We start from the raw sequence: 14,059 nt of genomic DNA, 5'->3' as shown, positions 1-14,059 counted from the left end.
CCATTGTAAGCAGTTTATAAAAAAAGCTACCATTATTAAAATTAGCTGTTGATTAATAAGGGGAATATAACAATGGTGCAACATGGTTGATTCACATCAAGACAAGATAAAACAGCAGCTTTCAGCGGTTTTTTTAACTGATTATAAAATCAGTAAATTACAATTTAATTTGCTGATTTTTCTGGCCATCATTTGGGGGGGAGTCTGTAATTATTTAGCAATTAGTTATATTCCCATTGAGTGGTTCAATATACTCGGTTTTTGGCCCATTTTAGCCATGTATTTGTTCTTCAGCATTGCTGGGGCGCTGTTATTAGACCAAAAGTTGCCGATAAAAATCTTTGCAGGCTTCAATGTTATTGTCTTAGGCGCGGGAATACTGCTCAGCTTTATGCTGAAATCGGTTGCCGCAGACACCATTTATACCTTCTTTCAATATGCGGCCTTAATGACCTTATTGATGCTGTTTATCATCCATTTTTTGCCTAAAACTCTGCTAACCAAGAAGGTGGTGGCGACTATTGCACTGGGACTAATCATACTAATAGAGCTAGTATCATGGTCACTTTGGGGAGTAACCAGCAACCTATTTAGCTTAGGCATTCTGGTGATGGTTTTTAGTGGCAGCAGCAGTCTTTGGGCTGAAGCCAATGAAGAATATGATGGCAGTGTCGGTTATTGTGCCGAATTAGACTATAAAATAAGTGATGCCATCTCTTGGAGCGCATTTGTGTATATGGGGTTAATTCATTTACTCATGACCCATCTCTCTAAAAGAGAGTCGTCTTAGATTATAAGTAGGGCAAGCAAGCTAACTTGTTTGCCCTATTAATATTTAGCTTGAAAATAGCCTGTTAAAATGACCTTGAAAAATAGCCTTTAACTATCAAGCTGCAACTATCCCATGATTAATCGCTTAGAAAAAACCTAACGGGTTAATGTCGTAACTCACCAGCAAGTTTTTGGTTTGTTGGTAATGATTTAAGGCCATCTTGTGGGTTTCACGGCCCACGCCTGATTTTTTATAACCGCCAAATGCCGCATGGGCTGGATACATGTGATAGCAGTTGGTCCACACTCGGCCTGCTTGAATATTACGCCCCATTCGATAAGCCAAGTTAGTGTCTCGGGTCCACACTCCTGCGCCCAAGCCAAAGTCAGAGTTATTGGCCATGGCGAGTGCTTCGGCTTCATCCTTAAAGGTGGTGAGCGATATCACTGGGCCAAAAATCTCTTCTTGGAACACGCGCATATCATTGGTGCCTTTAAGCAAGGTTGGCTGAATATAATAACCACTATCAAAATTATCACCCACAGATGCAATCTCGCCGCCTAATAACACTTCAGCGCCTTCTTTTTTGCCGATATCAATGTAGCCTAATATTTTATCGAACTGCTCTTTCGATGCCTGCGCGCCAACCATGGTGTCGGTATCTAAGGGATTACCACGCTTGATCGCTTTTGATCGCTCTATCAGCATTTCCATGAATTGCGGGTAAATATCTTCTTGGATCAGTAACCGTGACGGACAGGTACATACTTCTCCTTGGTTGAAAAAGGCCAGTACCGCGCCTTCTACGCACTTACTTAAATATTCATCTTCAAAGTTAACCACATCGTTAAAGATGATATTGGGTGACTTACCACCTAGCTCGACCGTGGAGGGAATAATGTTTTCAGCGGCGCATTTTAAAATATGCGATCCAACAGGAGTTGAGCCAGTAAAGGCAATTTTGGCAATACGCTTACTGGTTGCGAGCGCTTGACCTGCTTCTTCACCAATACCATTAACGATATTAAGCACCCCAGCAGGCAGCAGATCGCCAATTAACTCCATTAAAAATAGAATCGATGCTGGTGTTTGCTCCGCAGGTTTAAGGATCACGCTGTTGCCCGCAGCGAGCGCAGGCCCAAGCTTCCACGCCGCCATTAATAGAGGAAAGTTCCACGGAATAATTTGCCCAACAACCCCTAACGGCTCATGAATATGGTACGACAAGGTATTGGCATCAATCTCTGCGGCGCTGCCCTCTTGGGCACGTAAACAGCCAGCAAAGTAACGGAAGTGATCAACTGCTAAGGGAATATCGGCATTAAGGGTTTCGCGCACGGCTTTACCGTTATCCCAAGTTTCGGCCACTGCCAGAGCCGTTAGGTTATTTTCGATGCGATCGGCTATTTTTAATAAAATATTAGAACGCTCCGTGGCAGAGGTTTTACCCCAAGATGCTTGAGCTTTATGGGCTGCATCAAGGGCTAACTCAATATCTTGTGCATCTGAACGGGGAATTTTACAAAAAACTTGGCCATTTACTGGGCTGATATTGTCAAAATACTTGCCATTAACAGGCTCAACCCACTGACCGCCTATGAAGTTTTGATATACAGATTTATAGCTCATTTCTGAACCTGCTTCGCCGGGTGCTGCGTAAATCATGCTACTTTCCTCTAATTGTATTTTTTGGATAACTAATTAAGCTAAATCAATTATTGGAAAGTGACTATTCTGAGAATCCACAGCTGTTGACTCACAGTACAAATGATTGTGAAACTACTGTCTAGCTCATGGCGACATTACCCATAAGCTGAGCTAAGTTAATGATTTAAGTTAACGAATTAGCTCCGAGTTTTAAGGGAAAAGCTATCACAGCATAAGTAAGGATTGTTGTTCAGGAACAAATATACCAAATGACTTGGTATCACTCTGTGAGGGAACAATATGATCAGTGGACGCCTACAACTGCAGCGCAGCAAGCCAAAGGTACTAGTAGAAAACAAGATTAGTTTTGCTGGACCTGAATCTGAACTGAGTATTTACGATACCTTTGAGCAAGCCTCACGGGTGGCACTACAATCTGACCAACTGTTATTTTGCGGCATGGTGACGGGTAAAAAAGTGATGCACTCGGTAGATGATTATGAGGCGGCGTTTTACCCCCATGAATCTTTTATTATGGCGCCCAATCAAGCCGTAGAAATTGATTTTCCTGAGGCTAAAATCCATCAACCCACCACCTGTTTAGCCATTGAGATTTCAACCGAACGGGTACAACAAATTGCCGATAAACTCAATCTGAGCGCGCCTATCGATAAGCAATATGGCCACTGGCAATACCAACCATCTTTAGTGCATACCCACCATAATCAGCAAACCCAAGCGCTATTAGACAGAATTGTGGCGATTTATACCGAGAATGAACAGGACCGCAGTTATCTGATTGATTTGGCGATTTCAGAATTAATAGTGCGCTTAATGCGTCATCAAACCCGTGACTTTTTATTGCATCACAGTCATAACGACCCGCAATTTAATGGCCTCAACGCCGCGTTACACTATATTAAGCAGCACCTCAGCGAGCCATTAGATATTAATGCCTTGTGCCGACAAGCCTGTATGAGCCGCAGTAAGTTTTTTCAGCAATTTAAACAGCATTTGGGCTGCACGCCGATGGTTTATCAGCAGCAAAGCCGCTTAACTCAAGCGGCGACGCTGATAGAGCAAGGCCAGCAAATAACCCAAGTGTGTTATTCACTGGGCTATCACAGTGCTAGCCATTTTAGTCGCCTGTTTAAACAGTTTTATGGCATTTGCCCTGTTGATTATAAACTGCGCCATTTAGCGAGTTAGCTTTTAAATCGGATTTAAGCTTACAGCTGGGTAAATTGACGGATCAAGTTATGGTAAACATTGTGCAGTTTATCTAACTCACTGCGATCGGTATTACCTTGGCTAATGAGCTTTTGAATGGTTTGATCAAGCTGATACAGGTTTTGCCTTAAACTGCCATCAGCCACCATGCTTTGCATCCAGGTAATAGCTGCTACTCGTTCACCACGGGTCACTGCCGTTACCTTGTGTAAACTGCTAGATGGATACAATACCGCGTAACCTGCAGGCAGCTTTATTTGCTGCTCGCCAAACTCGGTAGCAATGATTAACTCGCCGCCATCATACTCATCTGGCTCACTTAAAAAGGTGGTCATCGACATATCACTTCTTAGCACCTCATTGGTGCCCGGAATGCGCATCACTGCAGCGTCTACGTGAAAACCATATTCTTCAGAGATACCATAGCGATTAAAGCAAGGCGGAAAAATTTTATGGGGTAAGGCCGCCGAAACGACCTTTGGCGTGCTGCCAAACTTAGCTAATAACCTATTAGCCAGTTGGCGCACCACATCATCATTAGCATCCGCTTGATGGTTATTTTTGACTGACGCCGCCATGCCCATGGCGGTTTGCTTGCCATCTAACCATGGCGCATCAGCTAATTGCTGCCTAAATAAGCTCACTTCTTCAGCAGTCAATATTTTCTCAATAACAATCATGATGATCCCTTTAATTAAAATTCAAATGTCGCAGTTAAGTTGGCGTTTCTTGCATCACCAAGATACATGAATGAGCCTGAGCGATATGCCGCAGTCCAGTACTCCTCATCGAGAACATTACCCACATTAATCCGGAAGGTTAATGCTTCTGTCGCATTGTAATTAGCAAATAAACTCACCACTTGATAAGCCGGTACCACTACGCTGTAACGGTCATTTTCAGGATCATATCCTGCTGCTGTGTCAGGCTGTCCGCCGTACATTTCGCCTTGATAAGTGTAACCACCACCAATGACAAACATGTCATTAATCTCATAACGGAGCTGTAAATAGGCACTTTCATCAGCAAAGTTACTCAGTTTTTTACCGATATAATCTTCATTAAATGATTCAAGTACTTCTGAGTCCATTAATGACGCTGAAAGCTGAATACTAAAGGCATCAGTAATGTTACCCACCATGCCAATTTCAATCCCTTCTACACGGTTTTTACCGGTATTGAGGCTACCTAAGGTTGAATAGCTATCACCGACGCTTTCCATTACATCATCTTTAGTGATTTGGAATACCGAGGCAGAAAACATCACGCTATCGTCAAACAGCATCCATTTAGTACCCAGTTCAATATTCTCAACCAATTCTGGATCCGCTGCCAGTACTTGCTCAGGTGTGCCACAAAGTCCACCATAACCACAACTTGCGCCAAGGTCTGACTCACCGCCATTGATGTTAGTCGCGGTACTGTAGCTGGCGTATATATTGCCTGCTTCTGTCAGGCTATACACTAAGCCAACATGGCCGTTATACATGCTGTCGGAATAGTCATATAAAATATCACCATTACGGCTACTTGAAGTGTCATTGGTGTAATCAAAGCTATCTTGTCTGAAGCCGAAAAAGAGTTCTACCTCTTCGGTGATTGCCACGGTATCCATGAAGTAAGCCGAGATGGTTTCGATGTTATATATGGCATCAGATGCCCCTTTTGAATAAGTACGGCCCATCAGCTGGTCGATATTATCAACTTCATCGCCATTACCATCAATAATACAGTAAGCACCAGACTCGCCTCTGCGGCCATCGACGATACAATTAGTGGCGTTATTATTGACGATATCATACAAGCCGTTATCCACTGATTCATCGCTATATTCGAGTCCAAATACCCACTTATTCTCCATACCTAAAATATCGGTATTCCAGAATAAGTTGAACTGAGTGTTCCAGTATTCAACATCTTGGCGTCCTTGATGGGTGCTAATGGTTAAGGTTTCAGCCCCCGGCGCGTCAACATCGCTGGCTGCGCGATTAGTGCCACTCATACCCGTAGTTATATAGCCATTTTCAGTGCGACCAATACGAGTAGCATTGTAGAAAGTTAAGCTGTCTGAAATGTCATATTCGGTACGCAAGGTAAACGTGCTGACATCAGAGCTGAGAAAGTCAGAATCTTGAGCATAAACTGGAATATCTTCGATTGGCTTGCGAGTATCTTGGTCAAAGTAGCTACCTAAATCAGCCACATCATCGGCCTTCATGTAGTAACCATCGGCGATAAATGACAAAGCATCAGTCGCTTCATACACTAAAGACAATTGAGCACCATTTCTTTCTGAGCTAATGCCTTCACGGCCCGGCTTATCTTCATCGGCAATCAGGCCGTTAATTCGCAGCGCGACATCTTCAGTTAGCGGCACGTTATAATCAACAGTAAAACGAGTGTGATCATCGGTACCGACTGCGGCATCAACGCGGCCAAAGTTATAAGCAGTTGAGGCTTTTTTGGTGACACTGTTAACGGCACCGCCTGATGATCCGCGTCCAGCAAAGGTTGAACTTGGGCCTTTGGTTATTTCCACTTGTTCGGTGGCAAAACTTTCACGGGTGGTCATGCCAGGATCGCGCAAACCATCAACAAACACATCACTGCGGGCTTCATGGCCACGAATAATATAGCGATCACCAAAAGCATTACCGTTTTCACCGGTGCCCAAGGTCACACCCGCTTGGGTAGACAAAATATCTTTTAAATCGGTTAAGCCAGATTCTTGAATTTGATCTTGAGTCAGTACCGTGATCATTTGTGGGGTATCAACTAGATCGGCAACGCGACGTTTATCCCCTGATGTATCGTAAAAATACACCGAACTTTTCACCCCGTGGACTTCAATGCGCTCGATGGCTTCTTGTGACTGGCATTCAATATTTTCGCTTTTATCGCAAGCTTCAGTTTCTACTTCAGCGGCATAGGCAGGAGCGCCACTAAAAAACAAGGCGGTAGCAACGGCTTTTGCACCTAGGGATAACGACGTGTGATAGCGAGATTTCATATTAAAAACAATCCTTTTGTTAGAACCAACTAATTTAGGAGGCGATACTAACAAAGCGGCAACAACAATGTAAATAAAAACCATTATCATTTACATTAGTGTTTGAGTTGTAAATTTAGTGATGTGAGACGTTTTGCTGAACCAACTGTGTTAGCAAGTCCCACGCAACAACTTACGGATTACACAAGACATTGACTAAACAAGACATTGATTAAAGAAGGTATTAATTCAAGAGGGGTATTGATTAAAGCAGCGAATAATTAAAGCGGCAGCAATAAAAATGGGCTGACCTGTTATAGATCAACCCATTGTAAAAAATAAGCTTATTTTTATAAGCTGAGCAAACTAGTCTTAAAAAGACCTAAGCCTAGTTCTAGTTAAAGAACTAGATAAGTGGGTTACCACCTTTACTTTCCACCTGGCCGATAACTTCAATATTGCTTAGGGTCGATAAAATACCCCATTGCTGAATCGTCATCATGTCAGTCACTTCAGCGGCACTAAAGCTCAAACGTAAACCATCTTTTTGATATTCTTTTGCTAAGTTACTTGGCAGAATTTGCTGACCATCGTCAGTTAAAATGCCCCAAAATCCACCTTCAAGATCAAAATATCTTACAGTCCCTTGTTGCATAGCGATCCCTTTTTCAGAGCTAGTATCAGGTTTTTCCATTTCAGCCGTTTTTTCTACAGGGGCTGCTTTTACCACTGCTGGTGCTGGCTCAGATTGTGGTTCAACTTGCTCATTACAGCCTTGAACAAGTAATAAAGCAGCGATAGATGCAGATAAGGTTAATGATGTGCGCATGGGAGATTCCTTTTAAGCAAAATTTAAAAACAGTTTTAAACCGATCTGATTAACTGTTTCAAGAACGAATGTGTTACGAGCTAACGCTTTAGCAACTAAGTAAGCTGAGTTTACCAGAAACACAGGCCTGTTTAGTGTCCGTAGCGTGCTTTTTATAAACCACAACTAACATCGACAATACATGAGACTCATCAAATATAGCAATAAGATCAATTAAGGCGCCTATTAGCGCCTTAATTAAAGTATTACTCACCAAAGCGATTTATGCCGCTAGATTTATGCCGCTATTAGTGCGTAACAGACTATTTATCTGAGTTGGTAGAACCAATCTTATGGATCGCTAGATCAGCGCCAATAAATTCATCTTCTTGGCTTAAACGTAAGCTAGAGATTTTATTGACGACGCCATACACAATAAAACCACCAATAAGCGCCACAGCAACCCCAGCGACAGTGCCAACCACTTGAGACATTACGCTTACGCCACCTAATCCACCAAAAGCTTGCTGACCGAATATGCCTGCAGCAACGCCGCCCCACACACCACATAAACCATGTAATGGCCAAACGCCTAATACATCATCAATTTTAGTACTGCGTTGTAAACGGGTATACACCATCACAAATAAACCACCGGCCACACCGCCAACAATAAATGCCCCTACTGGGTGCATTAAGTCAGAACCAGCACACACAGCCACCAAGCCTGCAAGCGGGCCGTTATGGATAAAACCAGGGTCATTTTTACCGACAATCAACGCGATAATGGTGCCGCCAACCATGGCCATTAAACTGTTTACCGCCACTAAGCCACTAATGCCATCAAGGGTTTGCGCTGACATAACATTAAAGCCAAACCAACCGACAATCAGTATCCATGAACCGAGTGCCAGAAACGGAATATTAGAGGGTGCAAATGCCACACCCGGTTTACGGCCTTGGCGAGAGCCCAATACATATATCGCCACCAGCGCTAACCAGCCACCCATACCGTGTACCACTACCGAGCCTGCAAAGTCATGGAACTCAGCGCCAAAGGTGTCATTTAACCAAGTTTGAAAACCAAAGTTACCATTCCAAATCATGCCTTCAAACAGTGGGTATACCAACGCTACGATCAAAGCTGATGCTAATAAGAAAGGTTTAAAACTGCCGCGCTCGGCAATGCCACCCGATACGATGGCAGGGATTGCTGCTGCAAAGGTGAGTAAGAAAAAGAACTTAACCAGCTCGTAGCCGTTATTAGCCGTTAGCGCATCAGCACTGACAAAAAAGTGACTGCCATATGCTATTTGGTAGCCAATGACAAAGTACGCCAGCGCTGAAAAAGCAAAATCAGTTAAGATTTTAACTAGCGCATTCACTTGGTTTTTATGCCTAACAGTACCGACTTCTAAAAAGGCAAAACCCGCATGCATTGCCAGCACCATAATGGCACCAAGTAAGATAAATAATGTATTTGCACTTTGTGCCATGACGCTAATTGCATCACTAATGTTATCCATGCTTATCCCCATAAGTTTTTCTTTTATTAAATTCAGGGACTTACAAAAGCAAGAATTATTCCGTTATTAAGGTTTTGTCATACTAATTTGTACCAGTAAGGTGCAAGACATTGATGAATAAGGTGAAATAGCACCAATTACGCCCTAAATAAGTGCATAAATAACGATTAGCTAGTCGCTAAAGCAATATTAAATAACAAGGGTTGCACCACTGTGGGTCACTCAACAAACTAACCGCCACTCACTGGTGCAAACCCATGCTTGATATCAATATTTTTACAGTGAAAACCACTGACAGCACGGCTAAACCTCAAATAGTGCACAAAGTTAGCTTAATTGTGCAGCAAAAAATTCATTTCCCTATCTCGATCACACTTTTGTAATACAATAATACTGTAGTATCCTTAAGCAATGAAATAGAGTTAATCCTAAGGGTAAAAACAATGAAAAAGCTCCATCTTAGTATACTAGCGGTTGCTATTCTTGCAGGTTGCTCCGCGACCTCACCGGCTCCACAAGTAAAAAAAGAGTTCAACTACGATCTCACTAAATACAATCTTGATGCGACTAAAGCGCCAGCACAAAACTTTGACCTAACAAAATGGAAAATCACCCTTCCTGAGCTAACTACAGAAGGCTCGCGTAAAGGCAAAGCCTTAGAGATTAATCGCCACGACCTTGGTAATACCCAAACCCCTTACGTTCACCCTGAGTGGTTTTATACCGACCCTAAAACCGGTGCCTTGGTTTTTGTTGCACCAAATGAAGCGCCTACAACGCCAAATAGTAAAAACACCCGTAGCGAATTACGCGGCATGTTGGCTGAAAAATACGATGATCCAAAAACCAATTTTGTAATTTCCTCTCACCCAGATGCAAGCGAGTACGGCGCAATTGGCGGCCAACTGAAAGCTACATTGGCAGTTGATCAAGTCAGTACCAGTGGTGAATACCGCAAGAACAATGCCTTTGCAGTGGTTATTGGCCAAATTCATGGTTCTGATAACGAGCCATTAAAAATCTTATATCGTAAGCTGCCAGGTCACGAATTTGGTTCACTGTCTTGGAACTATGAGCTAAATCCAATACCAGAATTACAAGATGCCAGAGATAGTAACGGCAAGAAGCTACGTAAAGATATTCGCCATAATGTATTCGGCACTTACAACCTACGTGAGCACCATGACGATCCACAAGATGGTATCCGTCTAGGAGAAATATTCTCTTATGAAGTGAATGTTGAAGGTGACATCATGAAGCTTACTTTCACCAAAAATCCTGGTGAAGCAAACGAAATCGTTAAAACCTTTGATGTGAACCTAGCAGAAGGTAATTACCAAAGTCACGAAGTTGACCAAGGTTACCAAGCTGATTGGATGTACTACAAAGCCGGTGTTTACAATCAATGTAATACCAAAGCCAGCAGCTCAAACTGTGAGTGGCGTGGTATGGAAGCCGGTGACTATGCTCAAGCAAGCTTCTATGAGCTAGAGCTTAATCAGTAACCGCTATTTTATTGATCTTTAATGGCGTTAAATCGCCGTTAGCTATATCGCCCAATGCATTGTCATTGGGCGTTTTTTTGTAGCGTTAATTATTAATTTTAACCCTGATTCAGGACTCATTGCTTCAATAGCTGCGCCAAGCAGTCGCTTATCGATATAAACAACCGACCTCTTATCTATACAAAATAGTTAAACATTTGCCTCAACAGCTGCGCTATTCAGTTGCTTATCGATATAAACAACCGGCCTCTTATCTATACAAAACTGTTAAACATTTGCCTCAACAGCTGCGCCAACCTGTCGCTTATCGATATAAATAACCGGCCTCTTATCTATACAAAACTGTGAAACATTTGCCTTAACAGCTGCGCTATTCAGCCGCTTGTCGATATAAACAACCGGCCTCTTATCTATATAAAATAGTTAAATATTTGCCTTAACAGCTGCGCTATTCAGCCGCTTGTAGATATAAACAACCGGCCTCTTATCTATATAAACAAACTGCCTCTTATCTATATAAACAAACTGCCTCTTATCTATACAAAACAGTCAAATATTTGCCTTAACAGCTGCGCTATTCAGCCGCTTGTCGATATAAACAACCGGCCTCTTATCTATATAAACAACTGCCTCTTATCTATACAAAACAGTCAAATATTTGCCTTAACAGCTGCGCCAACCAGTTGCTTATCGATATAAACAACCGCCTCTTATCTATACAAAATAGTTAATTTTTTGATAAAGTTGCGCCAATTATGGTCTAAGAGGTTAGCATTTTGTTTAAGGAACGGTTCAAAGACGTCAATCTTAAAGGCGATTTGTTTGGTGGCGTCACCACAGCCATCATTTCCCTACCCTTGGCACTGGCCTTTGGTGTTGCCTCTGGCGCTGGCGCCGAAGCCGGATTATGGGGCGCGATACTAGTGGGCTTTTTTGCCTCCTTATTTGGCGGCTCATCAAGCTTAATATCTGAACCGACCGGCCCTATGACAGTGATTATGACCGCCATTTTAACCAGCATGGTGGCCAAATACCCTGAATCAGGAATGGCAATATCCTTTACCGTGGTGATGATGGCAGGCGGTTTTCAATTTTTACTCGGCATGCTCAAGCTAGGTAAATACGTCACCTTAATGCCATACAGTGTCATTTCAGGCTTTATGTCAGGCATTGGGGTGATTTTAATCATCTTACAGCTGTCACCATTGTTAGGTCATGCCGCTCCTGCAGGTGGTGTGTTAGGCACCTTATCAGCCCTCCCAGACACCTTAAGCAATATTAAGTTTGCTGAACTATTTTTAGGCTTACTGACTTTAGCGACATTATTTTTGTTTCCTCAGCGCTATCGTAAATACGTCCCTGCGCAACTGGTTGCCTTAGTCGCCATCACGTTACTGTCAGTGATTTTATTTGATAGTGACAGCATTCGCCGTATTGGGGTTATTCCTGCTGGGTTACCTTCTTTAGTGATACCGCACATAAATGCGGATATTTTTATTACCATGGTGATTGATGCCTTGGTGTTAGGCACCTTAGGCTGTATCGATACGTTACTCACCGCCGTTATCGGAGACTCATTGACCCGTAAAGAGCACGACTCAGACAAAGAGTTACGGGGTCAGGGCTTGGCTAATATGATTTCAGGTTTATTCGGCGCCCTGCCTGGCGCAGGTGCTACTATGGGTACAGTGACCAATATTCAGGTAGGCGCCCGCTCGCCTGTTTCTGGTATGGTTCGCGCGCTAATGCTGGCATTAGTGGTACTTGTGGCTGGCGGCTTAACAGAGCCAATACCTATGGCCGTTTTAGCTGGTATTGCGGTTTATGTGGGCTTTAATATTCTTGATTGGAGCTTCATTCAACGGGCTCACAAAGTCAGTATGCAAGGCATGGCTATTATGTACGGGGTGATGATCTTAACCGTATTTGTCGATTTGATTGTTGCCGTTGGCCTTGGGGTATTTATTTCTAACATTATTATCATTGAACAATTAAGCCAGCAGCAAGCAAGGCAAGTAAAAGCCATTAGTGATGCCGATCAAAACGATGTGCCGCTGACTCAAAGCGAACGCGGCCTGCTGGATCAAGCCAATGGTAAAGTGCTGTTTTTCTATCTGTCAGGGCCAATGATCTTCAGCGTATCAAAAGCGATCTCTCGCCAACATACCAGTGTGAGTGATTATGAAGCGATGATCCTCGATCTTACTGACGTGCCGATGATCGATGTGACTGTTGGGCTAGCGCTAGAAAATGCCATTAAAGATGCCCAAGATGCCCATTGTGAAGTATTTTTATTGTGCCCTAACCTGCAAACCAAAGATCAGCTGCAGAAGTTTCATGTGATTGATTCGCTGCCAACTGAAAACACCTTTTTGTTCCGCTATGAAGCCTTACAGGCGGCCCTTAAACATGTGCAAGCTAACGGCTAGAAATATGAGTAACTGGATGGGTAAGTTAAGATAATAAATAACCCATCCTAACTTACTCAAATAAATCCTAATTTTAGTAAAAATTTCATTAAGATTTGTTAACCAGCTCGCCATTTTTAAACAACATAATGCTATAGTGAACTCAGTTCCAAAATACTGAATTTCTGTTCACCATTTAGGGGTTATCTATGTTAAATGAGAATCACGCACTAATTTTCGACTTTCCAGAATTTAAGCAAGACATTGTTGATTTAACACATAAAGATGAAACATTTCAAAAGCAATCAAAACAATACCACCTACTGGATTATGAAATCCGCCAGTTAGAAATTGATGGCAGCCCAACCGATGACGAACACATGCACCAACTTAAAGTGCAGCGGGCTAATTTAAAAGATGTGCTATTCCAACAGCTAAAAGCCCATCACGACTAATTCGTACCAAACCAGACCCAGCGAAGGGAACGATGCGATAAAACAATCATTCCCTTCACCGCTTGTTCCACTCAGATTTAAACCCATCCTCTCCCACTCTTTTTAGCGCTATTAAAAGCAGCTAAGCGTAAATAGAAAGTCTTCATTAAGCCTTAGCCACTCGCTATTAACCCATTCGTCACTATACTTCTCGGTGTTAATTTTTTAACAACCTAAGAGAGATTAAGATGAAATATATCGTATTAATAATCGGATTATGCAGCTTACTCTTTGCCGTTTCTTCTCAGGCTGAGCTTGAGATTTATAAAGACTATGACATTGGAAAAGAAGTGACTTCAATGACCACGGTGAGGATCGATCCCAACATGGAAGACGTTTACCTAGAAGGCTTAAGAGAAAGTTGGGTTAAAGCGGTACGGTTACAAAAAGAGCTGGGTTATATTAAAGATTGGAAAATTTTTGCCAGTGAATTACCACAAAGTGGCGAATTCAATATGGTGCTAATGGTGATGTTTGAAAATAGTGCCGATTTAGAACCCAATCAGGAAAAGTATAAAAACTTCATGAAAAGTTGGGGCCAAGCCAATCAAGACAATAGCCGTAAAATCACTAAAACTTATCCCAATGTAAGAACCTTAACCGGAGAATACCGATTAAGAGAAATTATCATGAAGTAGAAAAAATTAAGTACAATTTAATCGAGGCTGTAACTAATTTTG

General features: G+C 42.4%; 11 protein-coding genes. 6 read left to right on the top strand and 5 right to left on the bottom strand.

Translation table 11 applies throughout. The features are described 5' to 3' along the window. Positions 1 to 82: 82 nt before the first annotated feature. Positions 83 to 790 carry a hypothetical protein gene (locus AB4160_RS13265; protein WP_102440709.1) on the top strand — a complete coding sequence of 236 codons (708 nt, stop codon included), beginning with the start codon at positions 83 to 85 and terminating at the stop codon, positions 788 to 790. A gap of 126 nt (positions 791 to 916) precedes the next feature. Here the strand turns inward: AB4160_RS13265 and AB4160_RS13260 are convergent, their stop codons facing one another. Continuing rightward, positions 917 to 2,437, bottom strand: coding sequence for an aldehyde dehydrogenase family protein (locus AB4160_RS13260; protein WP_102475661.1), 1,521 nt, complete (start codon positions 2,435 to 2,437; stop codon positions 917 to 919). 282 nt (positions 2,438 to 2,719) lie between these two features. On the opposite strand from AB4160_RS13260, the gene AB4160_RS13255 reads away from it, so the two are divergent. Continuing rightward, the gene (locus tag AB4160_RS13255) at positions 2,720 to 3,628 is read left to right on the top strand and encodes an AraC family transcriptional regulator (protein ID WP_102475662.1); all 909 of its coding nucleotides are present in this window, start codon (positions 2,720 to 2,722) and stop codon (positions 3,626 to 3,628) included. 20 nt (positions 3,629 to 3,648) lie between these two features. On the opposite strand, the gene AB4160_RS13250 is transcribed toward AB4160_RS13255, so the two are convergent. The 4 genes from AB4160_RS13250 to AB4160_RS13235 form a co-directional block, all read right to left on the bottom strand. Next, the gene (locus tag AB4160_RS13250) at positions 3,649 to 4,329 is read right to left on the bottom strand and encodes a Fe2+-dependent dioxygenase (protein ID WP_372004994.1); all 681 of its coding nucleotides are present in this window, start codon (positions 4,327 to 4,329) and stop codon (positions 3,649 to 3,651) included. Between the two features lie 14 nt (positions 4,330 to 4,343). Next, positions 4,344 to 6,659, bottom strand: a complete 2,316-nt coding sequence (locus AB4160_RS13245) for a TonB-dependent siderophore receptor (protein ID WP_303414640.1) — start codon at positions 6,657 to 6,659, stop codon at positions 4,344 to 4,346. Positions 6,660 to 7,044: 385 nt separating this feature from the next. Further along, entirely contained in the window at positions 7,045 to 7,467 is a 423-nt protein-coding gene (locus AB4160_RS13240; protein ID WP_102475665.1) for a hypothetical protein, read from the bottom strand. Positions 7,468 to 7,769: 302 nt separating this feature from the next. Then, on the bottom strand, positions 7,770 to 8,972 hold the full coding sequence (locus tag AB4160_RS13235; RefSeq protein WP_102440715.1) for an ammonium transporter: 1,203 nt from the start codon (positions 8,970 to 8,972) through the stop codon (positions 7,770 to 7,772). Positions 8,973 to 9,415: 443 nt separating this feature from the next. Here AB4160_RS13235 and AB4160_RS13230 point away from each other — a divergent pair, with 443 nt between their 5' ends. The 4 genes from AB4160_RS13230 to AB4160_RS13215 all read left to right on the top strand — a co-directional run bounded on the left by AB4160_RS13230 (position 9,416) and on the right by AB4160_RS13215 (position 14,017). Beyond that, the gene (locus AB4160_RS13230) at positions 9,416 to 10,477 is read left to right on the top strand and encodes a polysaccharide lyase family 7 protein (protein WP_372004991.1); all 1,062 of its coding nucleotides are present in this window, start codon (positions 9,416 to 9,418) and stop codon (positions 10,475 to 10,477) included. Between the two features lie 773 nt (positions 10,478 to 11,250). Further along, positions 11,251 to 12,906, top strand: a complete 1,656-nt coding sequence (locus tag AB4160_RS13225) for a SulP family inorganic anion transporter (RefSeq protein ID WP_198589947.1) — start codon at positions 11,251 to 11,253, stop codon at positions 12,904 to 12,906. Between the two features lie 188 nt (positions 12,907 to 13,094). Then, a complete protein-coding gene (locus AB4160_RS13220) occupies positions 13,095 to 13,340 on the top strand; it encodes a YdcH family protein (protein ID WP_102439323.1) in 246 nt (81 codons plus the stop codon). 227 nt (positions 13,341 to 13,567) lie between these two features. Further along, complete coding sequence (locus tag AB4160_RS13215) at positions 13,568 to 14,017, top strand: hypothetical protein (RefSeq protein ID WP_198589337.1); 450 nt, start codon at positions 13,568 to 13,570, stop codon at positions 14,015 to 14,017. The last annotated feature ends 42 nt before the right edge of the window (positions 14,018 to 14,059 follow it).

The organism is Shewanella sp. 10N.286.51.B8, assembly GCF_041469325.1.
Lineage (GTDB): Bacteria > Pseudomonadota > Gammaproteobacteria > Enterobacterales > Shewanellaceae > Shewanella.
The sequence above is the reverse complement of the archived record's forward strand: the minus strand, read 5'-3'. Positions and strand labels throughout refer to the sequence as shown.

What these genes read in the sequence shown, in the direction of transcription:
- AB4160_RS13230 (WP_372004991.1), top strand. Translation starts at nt 9,416, where the DNA reads ATGAAAAAGCTCCATCTTAGTATACTAGCGGTTGCTATTCTTGCAGGT.
- AB4160_RS13255 (WP_102475662.1), top strand. Translation starts at nt 2,720, where the DNA reads ATGATCAGTGGACGCCTACAACTGCAGCGCAGCAAGCCAAAGGTACTA.
- AB4160_RS13220 (WP_102439323.1), top strand. Translation starts at nt 13,095, where the DNA reads ATGTTAAATGAGAATCACGCACTAATTTTCGACTTTCCAGAATTTAAG.
- AB4160_RS13260 (WP_102475661.1), bottom strand. Translation starts at nt 2,437, where the DNA reads ATGATTTACGCAGCACCCGGCGAAGCAGGTTCAGAAATGAGCTATAAA.
- AB4160_RS13215 (WP_198589337.1), top strand. Translation starts at nt 13,568, where the DNA reads ATGAAATATATCGTATTAATAATCGGATTATGCAGCTTACTCTTTGCC.
- AB4160_RS13240 (WP_102475665.1), bottom strand. Translation starts at nt 7,467, where the DNA reads ATGCGCACATCATTAACCTTATCTGCATCTATCGCTGCTTTATTACTT.
- AB4160_RS13245 (WP_303414640.1), bottom strand. Translation starts at nt 6,659, where the DNA reads ATGAAATCTCGCTATCACACGTCGTTATCCCTAGGTGCAAAAGCCGTT.
- AB4160_RS13265 (WP_102440709.1), top strand. Translation starts at nt 83, where the DNA reads ATGGTTGATTCACATCAAGACAAGATAAAACAGCAGCTTTCAGCGGTT.
- AB4160_RS13250 (WP_372004994.1), bottom strand. Translation starts at nt 4,329, where the DNA reads ATGATTGTTATTGAGAAAATATTGACTGCTGAAGAAGTGAGCTTATTT.
- AB4160_RS13235 (WP_102440715.1), bottom strand. Translation starts at nt 8,972, where the DNA reads ATGGATAACATTAGTGATGCAATTAGCGTCATGGCACAAAGTGCAAAT.